The organism is Vibrio furnissii CIP 102972 (assembly GCF_000176175.1).
In the GTDB taxonomy this organism is placed as follows: domain Bacteria; phylum Pseudomonadota; class Gammaproteobacteria; order Enterobacterales; family Vibrionaceae; genus Vibrio; species Vibrio furnissii.
In genome coordinates this window covers 65,326-90,242 of sequence record NZ_ACZP01000022.1, presented here as the reverse complement: position 1 = coordinate 90,242, position 24,917 = coordinate 65,326, and the positions used below count along the sequence as shown (strand labels likewise).

20 protein-coding genes are annotated in these 24,917 nt (G+C 54.5%); 12 read left to right on the top strand and 8 right to left on the bottom strand.

Annotated features, from left to right (window positions below):
- Positions 1-4: 4 nt before the first annotated feature.
- On the bottom strand, positions 5-895 hold the full coding sequence (locus VFA_RS22375; protein ID WP_004729510.1) for a LysR family transcriptional regulator: 891 nt from the start codon (positions 893-895) through the stop codon (positions 5-7).
- 146 nt (positions 896-1,041) lie between these two features.
- Between VFA_RS22375 and VFA_RS22370 the strand changes: the two genes are divergently transcribed.
- The 4 genes from VFA_RS22370 to recD all read left to right on the top strand — a co-directional run bounded on the left by VFA_RS22370 (position 1,042) and on the right by recD (position 11,719).
- Positions 1,042-2,010, top strand: coding sequence for a TDT family transporter (locus tag VFA_RS22370; RefSeq protein ID WP_004729508.1), 969 nt, complete (start codon positions 1,042-1,044; stop codon positions 2,008-2,010).
- Between the two features lie 94 nt (positions 2,011-2,104).
- Positions 2,105-5,626 (top strand): exodeoxyribonuclease V subunit gamma, encoded by a 3,522-nt coding sequence (recC, locus tag VFA_RS22365; protein ID WP_004729506.1) that lies wholly within the window; start codon positions 2,105-2,107, stop codon positions 5,624-5,626.
- A gap of 295 nt (positions 5,627-5,921) precedes the next feature.
- Positions 5,922-9,566, top strand: a complete 3,645-nt coding sequence (gene recB, locus VFA_RS22360; protein WP_004729504.1) for an exodeoxyribonuclease V subunit beta — start codon at positions 5,922-5,924, stop codon at positions 9,564-9,566.
- A complete protein-coding gene (gene recD, locus VFA_RS22355) occupies positions 9,563-11,719 on the top strand; it encodes an exodeoxyribonuclease V subunit alpha (protein ID WP_004729502.1) in 2,157 nt (718 codons plus the stop codon). Before recB ends, recD begins: the two co-directional genes overlap by 4 nt.
- Positions 11,720-11,861: 142 nt before the next feature.
- Here the strand turns inward: recD and VFA_RS22350 are convergent, their stop codons facing one another.
- Positions 11,862-12,041, bottom strand: coding sequence for a hypothetical protein (locus VFA_RS22350; protein WP_004729500.1), 180 nt, complete (start codon positions 12,039-12,041; stop codon positions 11,862-11,864).
- A 264-nt stretch (positions 12,042-12,305) separates the two neighbouring features.
- Positions 12,306-13,643 (bottom strand): amino-acid N-acetyltransferase, encoded by a 1,338-nt coding sequence (gene argA, locus VFA_RS22345; protein WP_038152805.1) that lies wholly within the window; start codon positions 13,641-13,643, stop codon positions 12,306-12,308.
- Between the two features lie 115 nt (positions 13,644-13,758).
- On the opposite strand from argA, the gene VFA_RS22340 reads away from it, so the two are divergent.
- The 4 genes from VFA_RS22340 to csdE all read left to right on the top strand — a co-directional run bounded on the left by VFA_RS22340 (position 13,759) and on the right by csdE (position 16,823).
- On the top strand, positions 13,759-14,274 hold the full coding sequence (locus VFA_RS22340; RefSeq protein WP_232281760.1) for a DUF2850 domain-containing protein: 516 nt from the start codon (positions 13,759-13,761) through the stop codon (positions 14,272-14,274).
- Positions 14,275-14,344: 70 nt separating this feature from the next.
- Positions 14,345-15,460, top strand: coding sequence for a murein transglycosylase A (gene mltA, locus VFA_RS22335; RefSeq protein ID WP_014205679.1), 1,116 nt, complete (start codon positions 14,345-14,347; stop codon positions 15,458-15,460).
- Between the two features lie 106 nt (positions 15,461-15,566).
- The gene (tcdA, locus tag VFA_RS22330) at positions 15,567-16,376 is read left to right on the top strand and encodes a tRNA cyclic N6-threonylcarbamoyladenosine(37) synthase TcdA (RefSeq protein ID WP_038152825.1); all 810 of its coding nucleotides are present in this window, start codon (positions 15,567-15,569) and stop codon (positions 16,374-16,376) included.
- Between the two features lie 15 nt (positions 16,377-16,391).
- A complete protein-coding gene (csdE, locus tag VFA_RS22325) occupies positions 16,392-16,823 on the top strand; it encodes a cysteine desulfurase sulfur acceptor subunit CsdE (RefSeq protein ID WP_004729490.1) in 432 nt (143 codons plus the stop codon).
- Positions 16,824-16,965: 142 nt separating this feature from the next.
- Here csdE and csdA read toward each other — a convergent pair whose 3' ends face one another.
- The 4 genes from csdA to VFA_RS22305 all read right to left on the bottom strand — a co-directional run bounded on the left by csdA (position 16,966) and on the right by VFA_RS22305 (position 20,587).
- Positions 16,966-18,177, bottom strand: a complete 1,212-nt coding sequence (gene csdA, locus VFA_RS22320; RefSeq protein WP_004729488.1) for a cysteine desulfurase CsdA — start codon at positions 18,175-18,177, stop codon at positions 16,966-16,968.
- A gap of 1 nt (position 18,178) precedes the next feature.
- Positions 18,179-18,778 (bottom strand): DJ-1 family glyoxalase III, encoded by a 600-nt coding sequence (locus tag VFA_RS22315; protein WP_004729483.1) that lies wholly within the window; start codon positions 18,776-18,778, stop codon positions 18,179-18,181.
- Positions 18,775-19,665 carry a 2-dehydropantoate 2-reductase gene (gene panE, locus VFA_RS22310; protein ID WP_004729482.1) on the bottom strand — a complete coding sequence of 297 codons (891 nt, stop codon included), beginning with the start codon at positions 19,663-19,665 and terminating at the stop codon, positions 18,775-18,777. The genes VFA_RS22315 and panE overlap by 4 nt, the downstream gene beginning before the upstream one ends.
- 106 nt (positions 19,666-19,771) lie before the next feature.
- Positions 19,772-20,587: a nucleoside-specific channel-forming Tsx family protein gene (locus VFA_RS22305; protein WP_049781814.1), complete on the bottom strand. Its 816-nt coding sequence runs from the start codon at positions 20,585-20,587 to the stop codon at positions 19,772-19,774.
- Between the two features lie 328 nt (positions 20,588-20,915).
- On the opposite strand from VFA_RS22305, the gene VFA_RS22300 reads away from it, so the two are divergent.
- From VFA_RS22300 to VFA_RS22285, 4 genes are all read left to right on the top strand, one after another.
- The gene (locus tag VFA_RS22300) at positions 20,916-21,494 is read left to right on the top strand and encodes an LON peptidase substrate-binding domain-containing protein (protein WP_038152803.1); all 579 of its coding nucleotides are present in this window, start codon (positions 20,916-20,918) and stop codon (positions 21,492-21,494) included.
- A gap of 176 nt (positions 21,495-21,670) precedes the next feature.
- A complete protein-coding gene (locus VFA_RS22295) occupies positions 21,671-22,255 on the top strand; it encodes an RNA polymerase sigma factor (RefSeq protein WP_038152801.1) in 585 nt (194 codons plus the stop codon).
- The gene (locus tag VFA_RS22290) at positions 22,252-22,920 is read left to right on the top strand and encodes a ChrR family anti-sigma-E factor (protein ID WP_004729475.1); all 669 of its coding nucleotides are present in this window, start codon (positions 22,252-22,254) and stop codon (positions 22,918-22,920) included. Before VFA_RS22295 ends, VFA_RS22290 begins: the two co-directional genes overlap by 4 nt.
- Positions 22,921-23,064: 144 nt before the next feature.
- Positions 23,065-24,486 carry an MDR family MFS transporter gene (locus tag VFA_RS22285; protein WP_004729473.1) on the top strand — a complete coding sequence of 474 codons (1,422 nt, stop codon included), beginning with the start codon at positions 23,065-23,067 and terminating at the stop codon, positions 24,484-24,486.
- A 176-nt stretch (positions 24,487-24,662) separates the two neighbouring features.
- Here the strand turns inward: VFA_RS22285 and VFA_RS22280 are convergent, their stop codons facing one another.
- The gene (locus VFA_RS22280; protein WP_014205669.1) at positions 24,663-24,917 is read right to left on the bottom strand and encodes a YfhL family 4Fe-4S dicluster ferredoxin; all 255 of its coding nucleotides are present in this window, start codon (positions 24,915-24,917) and stop codon (positions 24,663-24,665) included.

Genomic DNA, 24,917 nt, shown 5'->3' with positions numbered 1-24,917 from the left:
GGCATCACGCTGGCCAGTGGTGACAGAATTCAATAAAACGCTTGAGCAGCGGGCTTTGATATTTCTCTTTATGCACCAGAACCCAAAAGCGGCGCTTCATGTCGAGCGGCACATTGAGCACGTGCACGCGCCCGTCATGAATCGCGGTTTGCGCCGCAAGGCGCGACAGGCAGCCAAAGCCCAGCCCGGCGGAAACGCTGTTGATCAGCGCTTCCGTGGTGTTGAGCTCAAACGCTTCGTGCCACTGCTCAATGCGCGGCGCCATCACGCGCAGGAAAAACTCCCGTGAGCCGGAACCGGCTTCGCGCAGCACCCATTCACTGTGCTCAAAGTCGCTGAGCACAATTTTGTCTTTGCTCGCCAGCGGATGATTCGGCGCGCACACGATGCACATTTCGTCCTGGCTGAATTGAGTCGACATCAATTGTGGGTGCAAGGTTTTGCCTTCAATCAGCGCAATATCAAGCTCGTAGTCGACCAGTTTTTGACAGATCAGCGCCGAGTTAGAAATAAACAGGCTTTGTGACTGATGCTGAAACTGGGCACGAAAGGCGCTGAGCAAATAGGGCGCGACCTGATTGCCGATGGTGTCACTGGCGCCGATGCGCAGTTGACCGGAAAGGGTTTGGTTATCTTCAAACAGGTGATCGAGATCTTTGGCGCGGCTGAGCAGTTCATCGGCCAACGGCAAGAGCTTTTGCCCTTCTTGATTGAGGATCAACCGATTGTTGACCCGATCAAACAGCGCGTGCCCGAGCTGCTTCTCCAATTCCGAGAGCGCCATGCTGACCGCCGCTTTGGAGAGGAACAGCACCTCGGCCGCCGCCGTCAGGGTTTTGTGCTGCGTGATGGTGGTGAACACGCGCAACTGTTTGAGGGAAATATTAGATGCCATTTTCGTTAAGTTAGATTGAACGTCTGTTAGGAATAATTAGATATATTCAAACGTAGTGCAAGCGTATTATGCCCCCATTCCCGAATACGACGCGGTTGATGATCGGTTTCGTCGTGTTGTTGAAGTAACCGAGTGATGAGGTGGTTATGATTCGAACTGCGAAAAACAAAGTGATGGGCGCGCCAACACCGATGGCGGGTTTGGCGCTCGGTATCGCCAGTTTGGGCTGGTGCTGGGAAAATGCCGCTGATTTGCATGGTGTCGGTCAATGGACTGGCGCGGCACTGGCCAGCGTGTTGCTGCTGGTCCTGACTGTGAAGTTTCTGTGCCACGGTCATCTATTGCGCCAAGATTTGGCCCATCCGGTGGTGGGCAGCGTGGTGCCCACTTATGCGATGGCGACCATGGTTGTCAGCCATTCCGTCGGCCAGTTTTTCCCCATCACGGGCGATGCATTGTGGCTGATGGCTGTGGTGCTGCATGTGATTTTTCTGGCGAGTTTTGTGTACCACCGCGCCAAAGCGTTCGAACTGCACCACATGGTGCCAAGCTGGTTTGTGCCGCCGGTGGGCATTATCGTCGCTGACGTGGCGTTTTCTGGTAACCCTGCGCTGGCTCCGATTGCTCATGGCGCGCTGCTGTTTGGCATGCTGGCTTACGCGGTGATGCTGCCGGTGATGATCTATCGCTTTATGTTCACCCAAGAAGTGCCGGATGCGGCTAAACCCACCATGGCAATTCTGGCCGCGCCAGCCAGCCTGTCGATGGCCGGTTATCTGACCGTAACCGCCACCCCATCGCCAGTGGTGATTGCGCTGCTGTTTGGGATTGCGGTGCTGATGACTGCGATCATCTACTTGGCGTTCACTCGCTTGCTGCGCCTGCCATTTAGCCCGGGCTATGCGGCATTCACCTTCCCGATGGTGATTGGTGCCACCGCGCTGTTCAAAATGGCGCACTGGATGGACAGCATCGGCATGGCGGCACAAGATGTTCATCAAGTTCACGCGTTGGCGATGGTGGAACTGCTGGTTGCTACCGTGGTGGTCAGTTACGTGGCGCTGCGTTATGTGATGTATTATCAGCCAGCGCCTCGAATTATGAGCAATGCGTAACCCTTTGCGCATCGAAAACCGCAAAATTGTCATTCCTCAAATGCACTTATGCTAATCTCAGTGGCTATGAAAGCTAGAGCAGCATGAGTGCATTGTGTTTACCGTTTACCACGCCAACAAAGTTGATACGCTGAAGATTCTGCTGGTGCATCTGATTAAAAACGATCCACTGGCCAATCCGTTTGAGAAAGAGCAGATTCTGGTACAAAGCCCGGGGATGTCGCAGTGGCTGAAAATGGCGCTGGCGCAAGAGCTCGGTGTTGCGGCCAATCTCGATTTTCCACTGCCGGCAACTTTCATCTGGGAGATGTTCACTCAGGTGTTGCCGAACGTGCCCAAACGCAGTGCCTTCAACAAAGAAGCGATGACCTGGAAACTGATGGAACTGCTGCCCTCGCAGTTGGATCAGGATGTGTTCGCGCCGCTGCGCCGCTACCTGCAAGACGATACCGACCAATCGAAGCTCTACCAACTGGCAGAAAAAATCGCCGATATTTTCGATGGTTACTTGGTGTATCGCCCCGACTGGATCGCCCATTGGGAAGCGGGGGAAAGCGTGGCCGAAATCGACGGGGAGCACCCGTGGCAGCCGGTGTTGTGGAAAGCGCTCTACGATTACACGCTGGCGCAAGGCCAATCGCATTATCACCGTGCCAACCTCTACCAAAGCTTCATCGACGCCTTAGCGCACATCGATCTGACGCACGATGAGGCGCTGCGCGCTGCGCTGCCGAAACGCCTGTTTATCTTTGGCATCTCGTCGCTGCCCCCTCGTTACATGGACGCCCTCAAAGCGCTCGGCGAACACATTGACGTGCATCTGATGTTTACCAACCCATGTCAGCATTACTGGGGCGATATTCGCGACCGTAAATATCTGGCGCGGGTGGAAAGTCAGCGCCGCAAACAATTGGTCCTCCATCCCAACGCGGAGACACACACCTTTACGGTTGAGGGGGAAGTCTCGCCACTGAAAGGCGAGCTGGACGATTACGCGGGCGATGAGCTGCACACCGCGCAAGCCGTCGGCAACAGTTTGTTGGCCTCGATGGGCAAACTCGGACGCGATAATCTCTATTTGCTGGCGCAAAGCGACAACGAAGAGCATGAACTGTTTATTGATGTGCCGCGGGATTCGCTGCTGCATCAGTTGCAGGCCGACATTCTGCATCTCGAAGAACATCAAGACGACACGTTGCTGGACAGCAGCGCGCACAAACCCGCACTGCCTCACGGCGATCGCTCGCTGACGCTGCATGCCTGCCATAGCCCGATGCGGGAAGTGGAAGTGCTGCACGACGAATTGCTGGCGATGTTTGACCGCGATCCGGAACTCAAACCGCGCGACATCATTGTGATGGTGGCCGACATCAACGCCTACAGCCCTTACATTCAGGCGGTGTTTGGTAACGCGCCGGGAGAACGTTTCATTCCGTATTCGATTTCCGACCGCACTGCCGATCAGGAAAGTCCGATTCTCAATGCGTTTATGCAGTTGGTCGCGTTGCCACAATCACGCTGTCTGGCGTCGGAATTACTGGAACTTCTGGAAACGCCAGCGATGATGGCGCGCTTTGCACTTGATGCGAGCGAATTTGACACCGCCAAACGCTGGGTCGAAGAGTCGGGCATTCGCTGGGGGCTCAACGACGCGACTGCACAAGAGTTTGAGTTGCCGCAGACCCATCAGAACACTTGGCAGTTCGGCATTGCCCGCATGTTGCTGGGCTATGCGATGCCGTCATCGGTTGGTTTGTTTGAAGCGGGCGGTCACGCCATGGCACCGTACAACGAAGTGCAGGGCATGAGCGCGGAACTCGCTGGCAAACTGGCGCATTTCATCGACACCATCAGCGATTACCGTCAGCGACTGGCGCAAACGCAGCCCATTGAGGCGTGGCGTGAACTACTGTCATCGCTGCTTGATGACTGTTTCAGCGTCGATCTGGATGGTGAGATGGCGCTCAAATCGATTCGCGACACGCTCGCGGCGCTCAAAGAGCAGCTCGCCGACGCCGGATACGCAGACGCGATATCGCCCGCCATCATGGGGCAGTACCTGCACGACAAGCTGTCTGGAACGCGCGTCAGCCAGCGTTTTCTCGCCGGTCAGGTCAACTTCTGTACCCTGATGCCGATGCGTTCGATTCCATTTAACGTCGTCTGCCTGTTGGGGATGAATGATGGGGTTTACCCGCGTTCCATGCCGCCGGAAGGGTTTGATTTAATGAACGGCCGCACACGTCCGGGCGATCGCTCGCGCCGCGATGACGACCGTTATCTGTTCCTCGAAGCGATGCTTTCCGCGCAGCATACCTTGTACATCAGTTACGTGGGCCGCTCGATTCAGGACAACACCGAACGCGTGCCGTCGGTGCTGGTGACCGAATTGCTGGAATATTGCCAGCAGAACTATTGCTTGGCCGGCGATGAAGCGCTGCCGAGTGATGAGTCCGGCGCGCGCCTGATTGAACAGTTGCAGTTCACTCATGCCATGGTGCCCTTCAGCCCACAAGCGTTTTTGACCGATGTCGGCAGCTATGCCAAAGAGTGGCTGCCTGCCGCGCTGCGTCAAGGCACCGCGAGTGGCACTTTCCATCGCGCGTTGGATGATTATCTGCTCGATGCGATTTACCCGCTGGAATTGGATCTGGTCGAGCTGCAACGTTTTTGGCGCTTACCGGTGCAATATTTCTTCAATCGCCGCCTGAAAGTGGTGTTTGAGCCGCCTTTGCCGGTGATGGAAGACGATGAGCCGTTCGCGCTCGGTGGCCTTGCCAGCTATCAGCTGCGTGACGCGCTGTTGGACGGCTTGCTCAATGCGCCCTCGGCGCAGGCGCGTGACGAAGTGTTGGCGCAGTTCAATAAGCAGCAGCGCGCGCAAGGCAAGCTGCCGGTCGGCGCGTTTGGTGAGTTAGAATTTGAGACCAACCGCGTGCAAGCCGAAGAGCTGGTCGAAAAAGTCCAATTTCTCTGTCAGGCGCCGCTTGATGATCTCGATGTCAACCTGACCCTCACGGCGCTCGGCCAATCACGTCCGGTGCATTTAAGTGGCTGGCTGACACGGCGCTATCAATCGGGGCTGGTGCGCTATCGCAGCGGTGCGATTCGCTCGGAAGATATGCTGGCGGCGTGGATCGACCATCTGGCGGCAGCGGCATCGGGCGCCAACTTGATCACGCATGTGATTGGCTACGATCGCAAAGACGGCGTGGTGCATCAGGTGCTGCCGCCATTGAATGCCAACGCCAGTGAGAGCGCGGCGCTGGCACTCGCGCAACTGAACGAATTGGCGCGCCTTTATTACCAAGGCATGACTGCGCCGCTGGCCTATTTCCCGAAAACAGCGTTGGCCAGTGTTGAAGCTGGATTTAGCCGCGGGCAATGGGTCGACGATGAAGAAAAATCGCTCAAGAAGATGGCCGAGACGTTTAATGACGGTTTCATGACCAGCGGCGAAGGCAACAACCATTACATCGCGCGTTTGTGGCCGCAATGGACGGACGAACTGGCGCATCAGGTGCGTGTGTTGGCGAGTTTGGTCTTGCAGGCACCGCGTTTACAGTTGCGCGATTACGCCGACCACATCTCAATCGAGAAGGCCAGTCAGGCATGATGGTTAGCATCGAATGTTGGGAAGCATCGAATATCGGGAAGAGAGTAGAGTGGCCGCCAGAAAATCATTATTGGTGTAGGGCGTTCGCTGTACGGCCACAGGTCAGAGGGACCATGATTCGGTAGATGGCAAGCAGGGCTGCATCAATGGGGTGCAGTGTAATGATCCAATATGGTGCGCGCTGTGAGTCCGATCCCATAACCTTCTGTCTGGGCAAGTTTTTGCACAGATTCATAGAATTATTTAATTCGGATCACATAAATTTTCGAATAATGACCCAAAGGCAACTGGAAATATGAGTGTCACTGCCAACATCACTGCGACGCCACTGGAAACCATGACGTTTCCGCTGCACGGCGCGCGTCTGATTGAAGCGTCGGCGGGTACGGGGAAAACCTTTACCATCGCCGGATTGTATCTGCGTTTGCTGCTTGGTCACGGGAGTGAACACACCCGTCACGCCAGCGCGTTGACGGTCGATCAGATTCTGGTGGTGACCTTTACCGAAGCGGCGACCGCTGAGTTGCGAGACCGAATTCGCGCCCGCATTCACGATGCGCGTCTGGCGTTCAGCCGCGGGAAAAGTGATGACCCGGTGATTCAGCCGTTGCTGGCGGAATTTGTCGATCACCCACTGGCGACACGGCTCTTGCTTAACGCGGAGCGCCAAATGGATGAAGCGGCGGTTTACACCATTCACGGCTTTTGTCAGCGCATGCTGACGCAAAACGCATTTGAGTCTGGCAGCCGTTTCAACAACGAATTTGTCACCGATGAAAGCCATCTGAAAGCGCAAGTGGTGGCCGATTACTGGCGCCGTCAGTTTTATCCGTTGCCGCTCAATCTGGCTGCGGAAGTGCGCCGCTTGTGGGCATCGCCGGCAGCGCTGCTGGAAAAAATCGGCGGCTATCTGACGGGCGCGCCGCTGTCGCTGACAACGCCGGTGATGGAGGGTGACCTCGCGGCGCTGCATCAACACAACCTGACTCGCATTGAGGCGATGAAAGCAGCGTGGCTGGCGGCGGCCGATGACATTCATGATTGCATCGCCAATTCCGGCATTAACAAGCGCAGCTACACCAAGAAATCATTGCCGGAGTGGATCGCCGCGGTGTCGGATTGGGCGGCGCAGCCAACCCATGGTTACGAGGTGTCGGACAAGCTGGCGCGTTTTGCTCAGGATGTGCTGGTAGAGAAAACGCCATCGGGCGACGCACCGCGTCATGCCGTGTTTGAGGCCGTGCAGGCGTTTTTGGCAGAGCCGGTCAGCTTGGAAGCGCCGCTGTTGGCGCACGCGATCACTCACTGTCGCACGCTGCTGGCGAAAGCCAAAGCCAGCAAGCAGTGGCTGTCGTTCGATGACCTGCTGACTCAGTTGTCCGCATCGCTGGATGGTGATGATGAAGGCACGCTGGCGGCGCGCATTCGCACGCTCTATCCGGTGGCGATGATCGACGAATTCCAGGACACCGACCCGCTGCAATACAGCATTTTTAGCCGCATTTATTTGCCGCATCCGCAGTGCGGTCTGTTTATGATCGGCGACCCGAAACAGGCGATTTACGGCTTTCGTGGCGCGGATATTTTTACCTACATCAAAGCGCGTAATCAGGTGAGCGCGCACTACACGCTCGGCACCAACTGGCGCTCCAGCGCCGACATGGTGGCGGCGGTAAATCAAGTGTTTACCCTGCCAGACAGCCCGTTTATTTACGACAACGACATTCCGTTTTTGCCGGTCAGCGCCAGCCCGAAAGCGGGTGGCCGTGCTTGGCTGCTGAACGGAGAGGTGCAACCTGCGCTGACCTACTGGTCAATGGCGGCCGACGCGCCGGTGACCAAAGGCGCGTATCTCGACACCATGGCGGCGGCGACCGCAAGCCAGATTCAAACCATTCTGACGGCGGCGCAGCAAGGAAAGGCGCAGTTTCGTCACGGCGGAGCTATTCAAGCCAGCGACAGTATTCAAGCGGGCGACAGCATTCAGGCGGGTGACATCGCAGTGCTGGTGCGCACCGGAAATGAAGGGCGCTTGATCAAAGAGGCGCTGGCTCAGCAAGGCATTGCCAGCGTGTATCTCTCGAACCGCGACAGTGTGTTTACCAGCACGATTGCGCCGGATATGCAGCGTCTGCTGCAAGCGGTGCTGACCCCGGACAACGATCGCGCCATGCGCGCGGCGCTCGCTTCCCCCTTGTTTGCGCTCAATGCGCAGCAGTTGGACGCGCTCAATAACGATGAAAATGAGTGGGAAAACGCGCTGAACGAATTCAAACAGTATCGTCAGTTGTGGCTCGATCGCGGTGTGCTGCCGATGCTGCGCGCGGTGCTGAGTCTGCGTCATATTGCCGAGCGCTGGCTGGAAGAACCCGACGGCGAACGTCAACTGACGGATTTCATGCACCTGAGTGAATTGCTGCAACAAGCGACGCAGGAGATCGACAGCGATCATGGCCTGCTGCGCTGGTTGGCGCAATCGATCGCTGATGCCGAGCAAGGGCTGGGCGGCAGCGATGAGGCGATTCAGCGCTTGGAATCTGAGCGTAATCTGGTGCAGATCGTCACCATCCACAAATCCAAAGGTCTGGAGTACGAGTTGGTGTTTTTACCCTTTGTACTCAGCTATCGCGAAGCGAGCGAAGGCAAATATTACGATGCCAGCAGTGGCCAGACTTTGCTGGACATCAGCGGTCAGGAAGCCTCGATTCAACAGGCGGACAAAGAGCGTCTGGCGGAAGATCTACGTCTGATTTATGTGGCGCTGACCCGCGCCGTGTACGGCTGTTTTATTGGCGTGGCGCCGCTGCGCAACGGCCGTTCCAGCAAAGAACCGACCGGCGTGCATCACAGCGCACTGGGTTATCTGCTGCAAAATGCCCAGCAAGGCGGCTTGGCGCTGCTCGCAGAATCACTGCATCAACACACGGCGCTGGCGTGTGTCGCGGTCACGGAGCCACCCGCTGTGCCTGAGTCGGTATTTGTGCCGTTGGCTGAGCCATTGCCACCGCTGAGCGCGCGTTCGCTGAGCCACGAGATTGATCGCCTGTGGCGCATCACCAGTTATTCCGGATTGGTCAAACAGGGCAGTCATCAGCATGATGCGAGCTTTGAAATCGGTGGCTTTGATGTCGACTCGGCGGATGAGCACGATGAGGCGGCATTGGCTGAACCCGAGCGCTCGATTTTCACCTTCCCGCGCGGCGCGCAGCCCGGCACATTTCTGCACAGCCTGTTTGAAGAAGTGGAGTTCACCCAACCAGCCAGCGATGAACACAACACGCGTATTATTGCCGACTTGATGGAGCGCGAGCAGATCGATGCCGAGTGGCTGCCTGTGCTGCAATTGCTGGTGGATACCGTGCTGCGCACGCCACTCAACGGCAAAGACTTGTGCCTCAACCAAAAAGCGCCGCATCAGCGCCTGACCGAGATGGAGTTTTTACTGCCCATCGAGGTGCTCAGTGCGCCCGCCCTGAACCGTGTGGTGCAGCGCCACGATCCGCTATCGGCCAAAGCGGGCGATCTCGGCTTCTACACCGTACAGGGCATGCTGAAAGGCTTTATCGACTTGGTGTTTGAACATCAGGGCAAATATTACGTGCTGGACTGGAAATCCAACCATCTGGGCGATGAAGTCGCCGCGTATCAGGGCGAGCGGTTAGCGCAGGCGATGGCTGAGCACCGCTACGATTTGCAGTATCAGCTCTATGCGCTGGCGCTGCACCGTTTTCTACGAAGCCGTTTGGCGGGCTATGACTATCAGCAGCACTTTGGCGGCGTCTATTACCTGTTTTTACGCGGTATGGATGGCTCGTCGCAACACGGCATTTTCAGCGCCAAGCCGAGTCAGGCGATGTTGGAAGAGCTGGATGAACTGATTCAGGGCAAAGTGGTGACGGCGCGCACCACGTCCGCCGGACAGATGGAGTTGGATTTATGATGGATGTCTGTTTGGATTTCACGCAGGTGAGCGCGCAGTTAAAGCAACTGGCGGGGCAGGGCGCCCTGCGCCAGCTCGATTACCAGTTTGCGCATTTCCTCGCACAACAAAGCGACGTGGAGACGCTGAGCGATCACGAGCGCGCGGCGTTGATGTTGGCCGCTGCGGCGGTCAGTGCCGAACTGGGGCGCGGTCATATCTGTTTGCCGCTGGTTGATGAACAGGGCAACTGGGTTGAACTGGCGAGCAAATTGGGGGTGTATGGCGAGGCTGCCCTGCCGTTAAATCAGCTGTGGTTGTCTGTGGATTGGGCGGCGCTGGTGGCGCGCACGCCGCTGATTGGCGCGCGTGGTGAAGCGGTGCCGCTGATGTTTGATGGTCAGCGCCTATACCTGCATCGTTATTGGCATTATGAAGTGACCTTGGCGGCGCGTTTGCAGTGCTTTGGGACACCCATGATCTTAAAGCCTATGGCAGTCCAAAACCTTCGCCAGCGTCTGGATACGTTGTTTGCCCGCGACTATCGTTTTTTACAGCAAGCCTTGCAGCGTAAGGGAGAAACGTCGGCATTGAATCAGGTTGGTCGTCAGCGTCTGGTGTGCGATATGCTTGATGTGGTCGACGAGTCTGGGCTCGATTGGGAAGCGATTGATAGTGTGTTGCAACAGGCCAAACGCAGCGAGGATTTTGCGCCGCTGGAGACCTTGGTGCCCCAAGCGCACTGCCTGAACTGGCAGAAAGTGGCAGCCGCGATTGCACTGACGCGCCGCTTTGCGGTGATTTCTGGCGGTCCCGGCACGGGCAAAACGACCACCGTGACCAAATTGCTGGCGGCGCTGATCAGTCAGGCGCAACAAGCGCAGCACACGCCGACCATCAAGCTGGTGGCACCGACGGGGAAAGCGGCTGCGCGGCTGACGGAATCGATCGGGAAAGCGGTGGCAAGCTTAGCCGTCGAACCTGAGCTCAAAGCGCTGATCCCCACCGAATCGAGCACCATTCACCGCTTGTTGGGGGCGATTCCTGACAGCGCTGAGTTTCGCCATCATGCAGGCAATCGCCTGCACCTTGATGTGCTGGTGGTCGATGAAGCGTCGATGGTCGATTTGCCGATGATGGTCAAATTGGTCGATGCGCTGCCAGACAGCGCGCGGCTGATTCTACTCGGTGATAAAGATCAGTTGGCATCGGTGGAAGCGGGCGCCGTGCTGGGCGATATCTGCTCGTTTCTTTATCAAGGCTACAGCAAAGAACAGAGCCGTGTGTTGTCTGAGTTGACTGGCTTTCAGCCGGCGGCGCTCAGCCCGCGCCATGCGGATCATCGCATTGCTGATAGCTTGTGCATGCTGCAAAAGAGTTACCGGTTCGATGCGCGCTCCGGCATTGGTCAGTTGGCGAAAGCCGTCAACAGCGGTCAGGCGGTGTGGGTGGATAAAGTATGGCAGGACGCATTTAGCGACATTCAACACTTTGCGCTTAGCAGCGAGCACTACAACCAGATGTTGCAATCTCTGGTGGGCGCCTATTCGCCGTATCTGGCGTTGATGGCAACGCCGCTCACGCCGTCGCAAAGCATGGCGGAAAAAGCGCGCGATGCGTTGCAGGCCTTTGGCCGCGCGCGTTTATTGTGCGCGGTGCGAGAAGGGGATTTTGGTGTCAGCGGCCTCAACTATCGCATGGAACGAGCGCTGGCGGCGCGCAAGAAAATTAAAGTGCAGGATGAAATCTGGTATGCCGGACGCCCGGTGATGGTGACGCGTAACGATCATGGCCTTGGTTTGTATAACGGCGATATCGGAATTTGTCTGCGCGATGAACAAGATGAGCAGCAGCGGCTGAAAGTTTACTTTGAACTGCCCGATGGCAGCGTCAAAGCGGTATTGCCAAGCCGAGTACCGCAACATGAAACCGCCTATGCGATGACGATTCACAAATCGCAGGGCAGTGAATTTGAGTTCACCGTGATGATTTTGCCGCCGGAATTCAGCCCGATTCTCACCCGAGAGTTGATTTACACTGGCATCACTCGCGCCAAGAAGCAGCTCGCGCTGTATTGCGATATGGGGGTGCTCAAACGTGGCATTAAGCTCAAAACGCAGCGGGCGAGTGGCTTGGTGGAACGATTGCGGGATGCGGACGAACCGATTGCGTGATGCTCTGCGTCTGTGATGCTCGGAGTCAGTGATGCGATGGAGTGCGTGATGTGATCCGTTCGTGATGCCATCGGGGCGCGATATGAAGATTGAGTGTGTTGATATTCATCTGGCAGCCAAGAGGCTGCCAGAAGTAATGAGGTCAGATAAACGCTTTCGTGAACGTGATGCGACGAATGCGGTAGCGCTCTTGTGAGCCAAGGATAAACGCCTTGAGATTTTCACTGACGGGAAACACGCAATGTACATCCAATCCTTCAAGAAACTGGTTGTCGGCCATGTCCCAAAAGCTTTGCAGAGAGTTACAAATAACGGTTTTCATAGAGAATTTGCTCTTAAGTACTTGTTTTAGTAATAAAAGCAATCCATGCGATGTCTAAGCCAGCCAGAGCTTAGGATGCGTCCTGTTGCCAGTGACTCAAAAAAGCGATCTAAGTCACAAGTGGGCGAATTTTACACAGATCATGGGGTGTTGCAAAGTGGTTATTTTGTAATCATTTTAATGAAAAGGATTGCACAGTTCTGAGTGGCTTAATTTTAGTGATTCATGCTGCTTGTTGGCTAAAAACAAGCAGCATGACAGAACTTAGAGGTTCAAAGTAAGAATTTTTGAGCGGCGTTGGTAGTTGTATAAGCTCTGCTTGGCGATCGGCAGTTTGTCGACGCCCACTTCGGTAAAGCCTTGCTCTCGAAACCAGTGCAAACTGTGGGTGGTGAGCACAAACAGGCGTTGAATCCCCATTTGCTTGGCTTGATGTTTCATGTGATTGAGCAGCAGCAAGCCGCGGTTGCCGTCGCGGTATTCAGGATGAATTGCCACACATGCCATTTCGGCCATGCTCTCATCTTGATACGGGTACAAGGCGGCGCAGCCAATCAGCAAGCCATCTTTGTCAATGATGGTGAACTTGTGGATCTCTTGCTCGAGTTGTTCGCGCGAGCGGCGCACCAGAATGCCTTGCTCTTCTAGCGGGCGAATCAGATCGAAGATGCCACCGATGTCATCGATTTGGGCTTGGCGCACTTGTTCGGCACTCGCCATGACGATTTGCGTGCCGATGCCGTCAAACGAGAACAGCTCTTGGATCAGCGCGCCATCTTCTTTGTAGCTGACTAAATGGCTACGCGGCACGCCCGCGCGGCACGCAGCAATCGCGGCGCGTAAAAAGCGCAACGTCCCTGTGGTGTCGTCGGCCGTCGGGCTGCTTTCCGATTCCAAGCGGTGAACGATTTTCTCGACCTCGGCGGGGAACAGTTCTGCGATGGAGTTGCCGTTTTCATCGATGATGCCTTGTGCGGAACAAAAGCCGATCAGCTTATCGGCTTTTAATCTTATCGCCACTTGGGTCGCCACTTCTTCAGAGAGCAGATTAAAACATTCTCCTGTGACTGAACTTGCGATAGGGCCAAGCACCACAATGGAGCCTTGATCGAGCGTGCGGTTGATGCCATCGATGTCAATGCGGCGAATGCGTCCGCTATGGCAATAATCAATGCCGTCATCTATACCTAGAGGTTGAGAGATAACAAAGTTACCACTGACGACGTTAAGCTGAGTCCCCGCCATGGGCGTGTTATTGAGGCTCATCGACAGGCGGGCCGTAATTGCGAGTTGCAACTGGCCGGCGGCCTGCATGACTAAACTTAACGCCTCTTCATCCGTCACGCGAATGCCTTTGTGGTAGGGCGTGGAACGGTTGTGTGTAGCTAGAATCTGATTGATCTGTGGGCGAGCACCGTGAACCAGCACTATTTTGACGCCAAGGCTGTGTAGCAAAGCGAGGTCGCTGATAATGTTTGCGAAATTTTTATCAGCAATTGCCTCACCGCCAACCATCACCACCATGATTTTGCCGCGGTGAGCGTTAACATAGGGCGCTGATTGTCGAAATCCTTTGACGAGGGCGGTACTACGAATTTTCACGGCCTGATATCCAACTTGTTTGTTTAAATATGTCCAAATAATGACTTTTTATTCATCTAGAGACAAGCGGTTTTTTCGGGTTTGGTGTAAATTATCGTCCTGACGTTTCAGCGGTATGACCGCGTTGATTTCGATGATGAGTGATGGGATGGCCGCGAGGCCACAAACCGACCATTCAGATGAACAGACCATGCAAAAAAGAGGGGCGATCGTGCCTGTGAATGATGAACTTCGTCAGCGTAAACGCAAAGCCGTCGAACGGATTCTGTTAGCCATTGCGGTCATCGGGACAGCACTCGCCATCATGATGTACAGCAATTTATTCAGCCGCGTCGCGGACATGTTATTGCCGCCCAAAAGCGATGTGTACGGGCTTTGGGTGGAGCAGCACGTTGCGCCTTATGCAGCAAAAAAAATTCGTTTGGACGCTAAAGGGGTGGTGATTGAGGGGCGCGTGGTGGCCACGTCGTTTGATTTTAATGGTCGCACGCTTGAATACACCATTGGCACGCGTGAGTTTCAATACAGAATGCTCAATGAAGAGAACACCGAAATGCAGCGCGTGAAACCTGCGTCGCATTACAACCCGACCTTCCAATTGTCAGGAAAACATCAAAAAAACCTCCGTTAACAATTCGACAATTGCGCTTAGCACTGGAGTTTGTCATCCTTTTCGCAAATTAGACAACGGATCAACTCCAGTGATGAAACGCCTTTTCCCCTTCGCCACCGTGGCGCTGCCTTTGACAGTCCTGTTTGGTTGTGCGCAGCCGACCGACCGCGCGCAACAATACCTCGACCATGAATTTCCGCAGACGCTCAATCAAGTGACACAAGTGGCCTCCAACACACCACGCGATTTCACCGCATTCGCCAAGCAGAGTGAGCAAGTGGTCGAGAAGTCGCCATCGATGGCTGCGATTTACGGCCCGCTGTATGAGCAACTCAACGAATGGGTGATGCAAAGTGGAGATCCTGCGGAACTGGCGCAGTTTGGCGTTCAGGCGGCGCAGTTGGGCGGCGGTGACAAAAAAGGCAACGTGCTGTTTACCGGTTACTTTTCGCCCGTGATTGAATTGCGCCATACGCCAGACCCAGAATTCCATTTCCCGGTGTATGGTATGCCCGCGTGTGATGTGGATTGCCCGACGCGCGCGCAGATTTATGACGGCGCATTGTATGGTGAAGGACTGGAGCTGGGATATGCGGCCAATCGCATTGACCCATTTATTATGGAAGTGCAGGGCAGTGGCTTTGTCCATTTTGGCGATGATGACACGCTGGAATACTTTGCTTACGCTGGGAAGAACAACAAGGCTTATGTCAGCATCGGCCGCATTCTGATTGAACGCGGGTTGGTGGCGCGTGAACAGATGTCGCTGAAAGCGATCAAAGACTGGGTGCTGGCCAACGATGACGAAACGGTGCGAGAGCTACTGGAACAAAACCCGTCGTACGTGTTTTTCCAACCGCGCGCCGCAGCGCCCGTAACGGGCAGCGCCGGTATTCCGCTATTGCCTATGGCTTCGGTCGCTGGCGACCGCTCGCTGTTCCCGATGGGCACGCCGATTCTGGCCGAAGTGCCGCTGCTTAATGCTGATGGCACGTGGTCGGGCGCGCATCAGCTGCGTCTGCTGATCGTACTCGATACCGGCGGCGCGGTGAAACAGAACCATCTTGATTTGTACCACGGCATGGGCCCGCGTGCGGGCACTGAAGCGGGTCACTACAAGCATTTCGGCCGCGTGTGGAAACTGGGGCTGGAAAACTCTCCGACACAAGCGCCTTGGGCTCTGCCGCCAGAGAAGTTACAATAGCCCGCGGTCAGCTAGACTTTTTCGAAAAGAGTGCGTATAAATCGCACTCTTTCTTTTTGTGAACCTTATCATTGCGGATTAATGATCCCGATTTTGGATGATGAACATGCGTGAACTCGATACTCCAGCCTCAGACAGTTACAACCAGCGTTTTGGTGGTACCCGCCGTTTATACGGCCATTCTGAAGTCGATATTTTGCGAGCGGCGCATGTGTGTGTCATCGGCATCGGCGGGGTCGGGTCTTGGGCGGTGGAAGCACTGGCGCGTACCGGCATTGGCGAACTGACGCTGATTGATATGGACGACGTGTGTGTGACCAACATCAATCGCCAGATCCATGCGCTGAGCGGCAACGTCGGCAAGAGCAAGATTGAAGTGATGGCAGAACGGGTGAAACTGATTAACCCAGAATGCAAAGTCAATTTGATTGACGATTTCATCACGCCGGACAATCAGCATGAATACCTGAGCAAAGGGTTCGATTACGTGCTGGATGCCATTGACAGCGTGAAAGCCAAAGCGTCGTTGCTGGCGTACTGTCGCAGCAATAAAATTAAAGTGATCACCACGGGGGGGGCGGGCGGTCAGACCGATCCCACTCAAATCATGGTCGCGGATTTGACCAAAACCATTCAGGATCCGCTGGCGAAGAAAATCAAAGATCGCCTGCGTCGTTTCCATAACTTCCCGACCAATCCGGCGCGTAAGTTTGGGATTGACTGCGTCTTTTCAACTGAGCAGCTCAAATACCCGCAAGCGGATGGCAGCGTGTGCGCGGTGAAATCGACCGCAGAAGGCCCGAAACGCATGGATTGTGCCAGCGGTTTTGGCGCAGCCACTGTCGTGACGGCAACCTTTGGCTTTGTGGCGGTCTCACGCATTGTTGAAAAACTGATTCAGAAACACAGAAAATAAATAGGCAGGGTTGTTATGTCTCGCTATCCCACATCTCCGTTTGGTTGTGAAATCACCAGTGAACAGATCGCCGCAACCATGCAGTCGCTGCATGGCTGGGAAGATCGCTATCGTCAGGTGGTGCAGTGGGGGAAAAAACTGCCTCAGATGCCTGATGAGCTGAAAAGTGAACAGGTGACGGTCTCGGGCTGCGAGAGTCTGGTGTGGCTGGTGGGTGAGCCGCGCGAGGGCGTCTGGCATTTCTGCGCAGATTCGGACGCGCGCATCGTGCGCGGTTTAATTGCGATTGTCATGGCGGCGTTTGATGGAAAAACAGCGGCTGAGATTCAGGCGTTCGACATCAATGATTATTTTGACCGACTGGGGCTAATTGCCCATTTGAGTCCATCACGCGGCAACGGTCTGCGCGCCATCGTCGAGCAGATTCAAACCATGACGCACGCATAACCGATGTTGCGCCTCAGCGCGTTCAAAGCACCTTTTATCGCTTGAACTCGCTTTCCTCACGTCATGTTTTCTCAATCGATCCCATCAAAATAGCCGCATTGAGATGCGGCTATTTTGATCCGTGAGACCATGCCTTCACGACTTACAGAATATCGACCGCTTTTTCGATGGCGGCAATCAAGCGTTCAACGTCCTGCGTTGAATTATAAATACCAAAGGAAATTCGCACGGTTCCTGAGACGCCAAACGCATCCATTAATGGGTGCGCACAATGATGCCCTGCGCGCACGGCGATGCCTTGTTGATCGAGCAAGGTGGCCAAATCCTGATGGTGCACGCCATCCATCACTAGGCTCAGAATGCTCGCCTGAGGCTGATAACCCAACACGCGAATGTCGTCCATTTGGCTCAGGGCTTGATAGGTAAGCGTCTGCAAGTGATGTAGATGCGCTTCCACGTCTTGACGCGCAAATTGGCTGTACCAATCAATCGCGGCTTTGAGTGCAATCGCGCCAGCCACATTGGGGGTGCCCGCTTCAAATTTCCCAGGTAAGCCCGCGTACGTGGTGCCGCTGAACGACACTTTCTCGACCATTTTTCCGCCACCGTGCCACGGCGGCATCGCCTCCAGTAATGCTGGCTTGCCGTACAACACGCCAATGCCGGCGGGCGCATACAGTTTGTGACCAGAGAAAACATAAAAGTCGGCATCCAGCGCGGTGACATCCACCGCCTCATGCACAATGCCTTGTGCGCCATCGACCACCACAACGGCGCCCACTTGATGCGCGGCAGCGATCACCGCTTCAATCGGCTGACGGGTACCCGTGACATTGGTGATGTGGGCCAGTGCAACTATTTTACAGCGTGGTGAGAGTAATGCATGGAATGCGTCGAGGCCAAATTCACCATGCTCGGTCATCGGTACTTTGACCACGCGGGCGCAGGTTTGCTCGGCGACCATTTGCCACGGCACGATGTTGGCGTGGTGCTCGGTTTCACTGACCAAAATCTCATCGCCTGCTTGAAGCGTGCTGCGCGCGTAGGTTTGTGCGATCAAGTTCAGCGCTTCAGTCGCGCCGCGTGTCCAGACAATACTGTGACTGCTCGGCGCGCCAATGAACTGCGCCACTCGGTCGCGCGCCGCTTCAAACTGGCTGGTGGCTTGCGCCGTCAGGCTGTGACTGCCGCGGTGTACGTTGGCATTGTGCGCGCTGTAGTAATGGGCGATCGCATCAATCACGACTTGCGGTTTTTGCGTGGTCGCGGCGCTGTCGAGATAGACCAGCGGCTGCTCATTGACCGATTGATCGAGGGCGGGAAATTGCGCGCGAATGGCGGCGATATCTAACATGTTACTCTTCACCCAGCTTTTCGTAATTGAGCTGCGGCAGCGCCACTAATGGCAGCGCCACTTCGCGGGCCAGGGCTTTGCCGGACAATTGCACGATGATTTCGACGGCAAACTCCAACGCGGTGCCCGGCCCTTGGCTGGTGAGCAGGTTGTTGTTGACGTCAAAGGTCACACGGCGGTTGCGCCACAGGTCCTGTGGAATGCGATCCTGAAAATTCGGATGACAGGTCATCAGTGCACCCGGAAACAGATCGTGGTGTTGCAGCACAACGGCCGGAGATGCGCAGATCGCGGCCACCAAGCGACCATCGTATTTTTGCTGTTTGATTACTTCCATCAACAGGGGGCTGTCGCGAAAGTTTTCTGCGCCGCCCACGCCGCCGGCTAAAACCACGGCGTCGAATTCGTCATCGGCGACATCCACCAGCTTGTGTGCTGCGGTTAAGATGACGCCGCGTGACGCAGTCATGCTCAATTGGCCGTCGAAATCAGCGCTGGCGACAACCACCTGATAGCCCGCGCGGACCAGAATATCAATAATGGTCACGGCTTCCATCTCTTCAGTGCCCGGTGCGATCGGGACCAGAATTCGTTTTGTCATGATTGTGTCCAACTTTGTTCGATTGATTGAATGTGTTGATAAAGTGCCTGATTGGCTGGAACGGCGATGCCGTGGTGCTGCGCTTTGCGCACCACGTAGCCACTAATAAAGTCTATCTCGGTTCGCCGCTGATGAACAATATCCTGATGCATCGAGGAGCGATTGGCGGCGGTTGCATGGATCACGCGATCGACCGTCGCCTTGAGTGCGGCGCCTTCTACCGGGATCTGTTCGGCCTGCATCACGCACACCACTTCGGCGATGATTGCGTCTAAGGTGTGACGAAATTCAGGCTGCGCCAGTTCACCATTGGTGATGTGATGAATCGCGGTGAGCGGATTGATGGCGCAGTTGACCGCCAATTTTTGCCACAGTGCGTGTTCAATGTGTGGGTGCCAGACGGCAGACGGCAGCGCGTGATGGAGCACATCGGCCATAAAGCGGCACTGCGCGCCGAGCGGATTCAAAGCGCCGAGTTGCGTTTGCCCGATGCCGGTGTGTTTCACCGTGTGAGCGGAAGTCTTCAACGCGCCGTGTGTGGTTGTGGCCAGCAGGACAGGGAACGTGCTCAAGTGCTCAGCAAGATCATCCAAGGCGCCCATGCCATTGTGCATAAACAGCAGCAGCGTTTCGGGGGCGATGTGTGCCCAGATGGGTTGCAGCGCGGCGGCCACTTGCCATGCTTTGACGGTGACCAGTAACACATCGGCGTCGCGCAAAGCGCTGACTTGGTTGTAGGCAAACTCGATACAAGGCGCCTCATCGAGCTGCATTTTCCAGTGAGCGCTGTTGCCTGTGCCCCACAGGGACACCTGATGTCCGGCTTGGTGCAAAGCGCAAGCCCATAAGCTGCCGATAGCACCTGGGCCGACGACCACGATATTCATTGAATCTGCTTTGGTTGAGGGTTTGCGCTAAGGATAATGCGCAGCTTGCTGAAAGCAATAAAAAAGGCGCCCATCGGCGCCTTTTCTGCGTAACTGCAAGTCAGAATTAGAACTTGTAAGTTACAGAAATGTAGTGACCAAAGCCTGATGATTCAGCTTTAGTGTTTGCATCCCATGGCACGCCTTCGTTATCAGCAAAGCCGTAGATGTCGTGGTAAGCTTTCAGGCCGTAACCCACAGCGAAGCGGTCTGAGTGCCAGTAGATACCGTTGAACATCGCACCGCCGTTGCTTGCACTTGCATATTCATCTTTCATACCGAATTGGTAATCGATGTAACCTTGGTAAGAGATGAATGAACCGTTTTCAAAGAAGTAGAAAGGTTTGAACCAGTTGGTTGCAAAGTGGAAACCGTTCCAGTCTTTATCGTTACCAAGGTAAGTTGCGTACAGGTTCACGCCTACTTTACCCAACCAAGGAACCATCACGTCTGAACCCAGACCGATTTTTTGGTTGTTCACACCGCCATTTGCGCCATCCCATTCGATCAGAGACGCAATGTACAGCTCTTGTACTGGACCGAAAGACAGGTCTTTACCAGTCAGTGCGTCCAGAGACATGCGAGGTGCAAACTTCATGAAGATTTTGCTGTCAGCTTTAGACTTATCGCTGCCTTTGTCTGAAGTTAGGTTGAAAATGTCAACGTAACCGTACAGGTCGAAAATGCCCGAGCGACCACCAAACTCCATCTCCAGGTAGTCATGGCTTGATTCAGAAACGCCTTTTTCGTTGAACGCACCCATCAAGTTGAATTGCATCCACTTGTAATCGTTTTTGTGGATATCGCCATCTGAATAGTCTGCTGCCATTACTGGCGCTGAAGTAGCCGCTAGAAGGCTAAGAGCTAAAAGTGATTTACGCATTAGGGGACTCTCTATGGTTGTATTAATTCAGAAGAGCAATGATTCCTTGCCGCTTCCAATTGGCCGGAATAATAGCGACTAAATTCTCAATTAAAAGTGATAAAGGGTGCAAAAATAATCAAACTTGGTGATCTACTTCACATGTTCAAATAAATATTACGGAACTTTTTGGGGTTTCATTTTGTTGCATTTTTATTGTGATTTAGATCATTAATTCTCAGTCTATGTCAGAGTTTTAAGCCGATCGATTAACCAACAAAATTAGTAAGTGATCGCAGAAAACGCCAATTTCGTAGACAGAAAAAACACTTGGAGACAGGTATTTGGCATGGAAGAGATTATGTTATTCCCGCTGAGCTCGATTGTTTTGCCCGAAGGGAAGATGAAACTGCGCATTTTTGAGCCCAGATACAAACGCATGGTGGCAGAGTGCAGTAAAGCAAACAGCGGATTTGGCATGTGTTTGTTTGATAGCAAAGTTAAAGGAAATGCAAATCCACTTTCTGAATTTGGTACGTGGGTAAAAATTGTTGATTTTGAAACACTTGGTGATGGCTTGCTGGGGGTTACGGTGGTGGGCATTAAGCGCTTCTCAATTCATAAGGTGCGCGTCGAGTACGACGGCTTGCGCCGCGCGAAGGTGGAGTGGCAGCCAAGCTGGCCAACACAGGCGCTGGACGAAGACGACCTGTTCCTCAGCCATCATCTGCAAAAATTGTATCAGGAGTTTCCGCAGATTGGCGAACTGTATCCCCATTGTTTTTTTGATGATGCCAGTTGGGTGGCGCAGCGCTGGCTGGAACTGCTGCCGCTGTCGAATCAGCAGTTTGATTCACTGGCTCAATTTGCCGATTGTCGTCATGCGTTGTCGTTTTTAACGCAGACCATTGAGGCCTATGACGAATAAGTGAGGACGCTTGAACCATCACGGGGAACTTGAATTCCCGATGGGGCGTTTGGCGTACGATCGATTGGAGCGCACTATCTATACTGATAACAGTGATCGAATCTGCTGCACGCCCGTACAAGGTGACGTGAGGTGACAGACGGCTCAATATTGGGTCGCGAAGGACAGGACATCCTATGACGAGTGTGAATCCACAAACTTTCAGCCGGCAGGACTGGACTGTGTGTATGGACAAAGTGAAGCAGCACGACAAAGCGGCGTTTGCGCTCGTGTTTCACTTTTTTTCGCCGCGCCTGAAACAATTTGTTTATAAGCATCTGGGCAATGAACAAGTGGCGTTGGAATTGGTGCAAGAGACGATGGCCACGGTGTGGCAAAAGTCGCATCTATTTGACGGTCACAAAAGTTCGTTATCAACCTGGATTTACACGATTGCGCGCAATTTGTGTTTTGACCTGCTGCGTAAGCAGAAAGGCAAAGAGCCCCATGTACTGGCGGAGGACATCTGGCCCAGTGATTTTTGCCCGCCGGATCTGGTGGAACATTACGCACCAGAGCATGAAATGCTCAAAGAACAGGTGCTGAAATTTTTGGATACGCTACCGGAAGCGCAGCAGAAAGTGGTGCGAGCGGTGTATTTGGAGGAGCTACCTCATCAGCAGGTGGCGGAGATGTTTAACATTCCTTTGGGGACGGTGAAATCTCGCCTGCGTTTAGCGGTAGAAAAACTTAGAACTTCAATCGATGCGGAGCGGTTATGAGCTACCATCCTGATCTTCAATTGATCGAAGCCTATGCGGAAGGCTCAATTGACGCAACCCACGGCTTAGCTGTGGCCACTCATTTGGAAATGTGCCCCCATTGTCGCCATCAGGCAAGGCAGTTGGAGGAACAACATGGCGAGGCACTACTGAGCACCGAAGCGATACCGAGTGACGAATCGAATTGGCAGCACATGCTGAGCCAGATCACGGCAAGCGACGTCCATCCAGCCGCCAAGCCGCTGCGCAGCAAACCGGTGGTGGTGTCGGTGAATGGCCGCCGCATTCTGGTGCCGCATTCGCTCAAGCGACTGGTGTCGCCACACGCCAAATGGCGCAGTTATGGCGGAAAGGTGTTTAGTTTGCCCCTGCATCATGATGACGATGTTCACATGAACCTGATGTACATCAGCGCTGGTGTCAGTATTCCTCAGCACACCCATCGCGGGTTGGAATCCACATTGGTGCTGCACGGGGCGTTCAGTGATGAAGATGGTCATTATGATGCAGGCGATTTCTTGCAGCGTGATGCCTCGATTCGTCATTCACCGCAAACCGCGTTGCAGCAAGATTGTTTGTGTTTGACGGTGCTGACGCAGCCGATGGTATTTACTCAAGGGGTGGCGCGCATCTTCAATCTGTTCGGTAAGGGGCTGTATCCCTAATCGAACGCTCAATGGTTCTACCTTACTGAGTGCTTTCTTTCGGCCACCTTCGGTGGCCTTTTTTTACACAGGACAACACTTTTCTGGCATGGGGAGGCGGCGTTCAGTGTATGATGGCGACGTTTTCACCACTTAGATGCCGTTATGTCTCAGCCCGTTGATAAAAAAACCTTTCTGACGATTTTTACCACCGTCTTTTTGCCGATGTTTTTGGCTGCGGTGGATCAAACGCTGCTCGCCACCGCGACGCCTGCGATGGTGCGCGATCTGGGCGATATGCAGCTCTCTTCTTGGATTGCGGTCGGCTACATGTTGGCGGGTGCCGCGTCTGTGCCGGTGTATGGTTGGCTCGGTGACCAATATGGGCGCAAAAAAATGCTGGCCATTGCGCTGAGTATTTTTGGCATCGGCTCCATCGTGTGTGCGCTAGCAGTCAATATGCCGCTGTTGGTCGCAGGCCGCATTGTGCAGGGCTTGGGCAGCGGCGGGTTGATGAGCCTGTCGCAAGCCTTGATCGGTGAGCTGGTACCGCCGCGTCAACGAGCACGCTTCCAAGGCTATTTTTCAGCGCTGTTTGCTCTGGCGAGCATCGGCGGGCCGGTGCTCGGCGGGGTCATCGTGACCTATTTGACATGGCATTGGCTGTTTTGGATTAACTTGCCGCTGGTCGGCTTTGCGCTCTATCGCTTATCGAAACTGCAATCGACGCAAGAGCACGCCAGCAAAACGCGCATCGATATTCTCGGGCTGGTGCTATTTCCGAGCATGATGACGGTGATCATCTACTGGCTGTCGGCCGGTGGGCATTACTTTGCTTGGGATTCTCGCATGAGCTTTGGATTGCTTGGGCTTTTTGCCGTCTTGGTGGTGCTGTTTTTGATTCAGCAGCAACGGGTGAAGCAGTCGTTTCTGCCGTTGGCGTTGCTGGCAAAACGAGAAATCCATATTCCGCTCATCTCCACGTTTTTGTTTGCGTCGTGTCTGTTTGCGCTGGTGTTTTTCTTGCCGATTTTCTTGCAGGTGGGGTTGGGCGTTAGCGTGGCGCAATCGGGCATGTTGATGATTCCTCTCTCGGCTGGGGTGATTTGTGGCTCGTTTATCACCGGTAAAGTGATTGCCCGCACTGGTGTGCCGAAGTGGGTGCCGGTGTGCGGAATGTCGATCAGTTCAAGTGCATTTTTTGCCTTGGCGATGTTGGATTTAAGCCCATCGATTGTCAGCGCCATCGGCTTTTTCTGCTGTTTGGGGCTCGGCAGTATCATGCCTTCGACACAAATTACGATTCAAACCATTGCTGGCAAAGCGAGTTTGGGGCGCATTACGTCAATGGCCGGGTTGTCGCGTTCGTTGGGAGCGTCGGTGGGGACGGCGGTGTTTGGCACGCTGATCTATTCGCAGATCCCGGGATTCAATGCGCAAAGCTCGCTGACGGCCCTGCTCGACACGCCACGCGATGTGATTATTGATGCGTTCCAAACCGGCTATTTGCTGGCGGCAGGATTGGCGTTCTTGTGTCTGCTCAATGCCCTGCGTGCGCCACGGATTCAGTTGGATGATTACAACTAAGCGCCCCGGTGGTAAATACGGCGCTCATCTAGCCATAAACCGAGTGCTGCCATCAACAGTGCCGTCATCAATAGTGCAGTCATCAACAACGCAGTCATCAACAATGCAACTATGAAAAATGCAGCTATATAAAAATAGAGCAATAAAAAACGGCCCGTTGAGGCCGTTTTTTTGTCTCAGGCGAGTCCCTGAATGATGACGAACTTTTCTAACAGCTGTTCGTCCGTTTCAATGTGCGCTGGATCGGTGATGATACAGTTGGTGATCGGGCACACTGACTCACACGTGGGCTTGTCGTAGTGGCCTTTGCACTCGGTACACAAATCCGGGTTGATCTCGTAGATGCTGTCACCCATCGAGATCGCGCCGTTCGGGCACTCCGGCTCGCACATGTCACAGTTGGTGCATTTACCTGTGATTAGCAGTGCCAT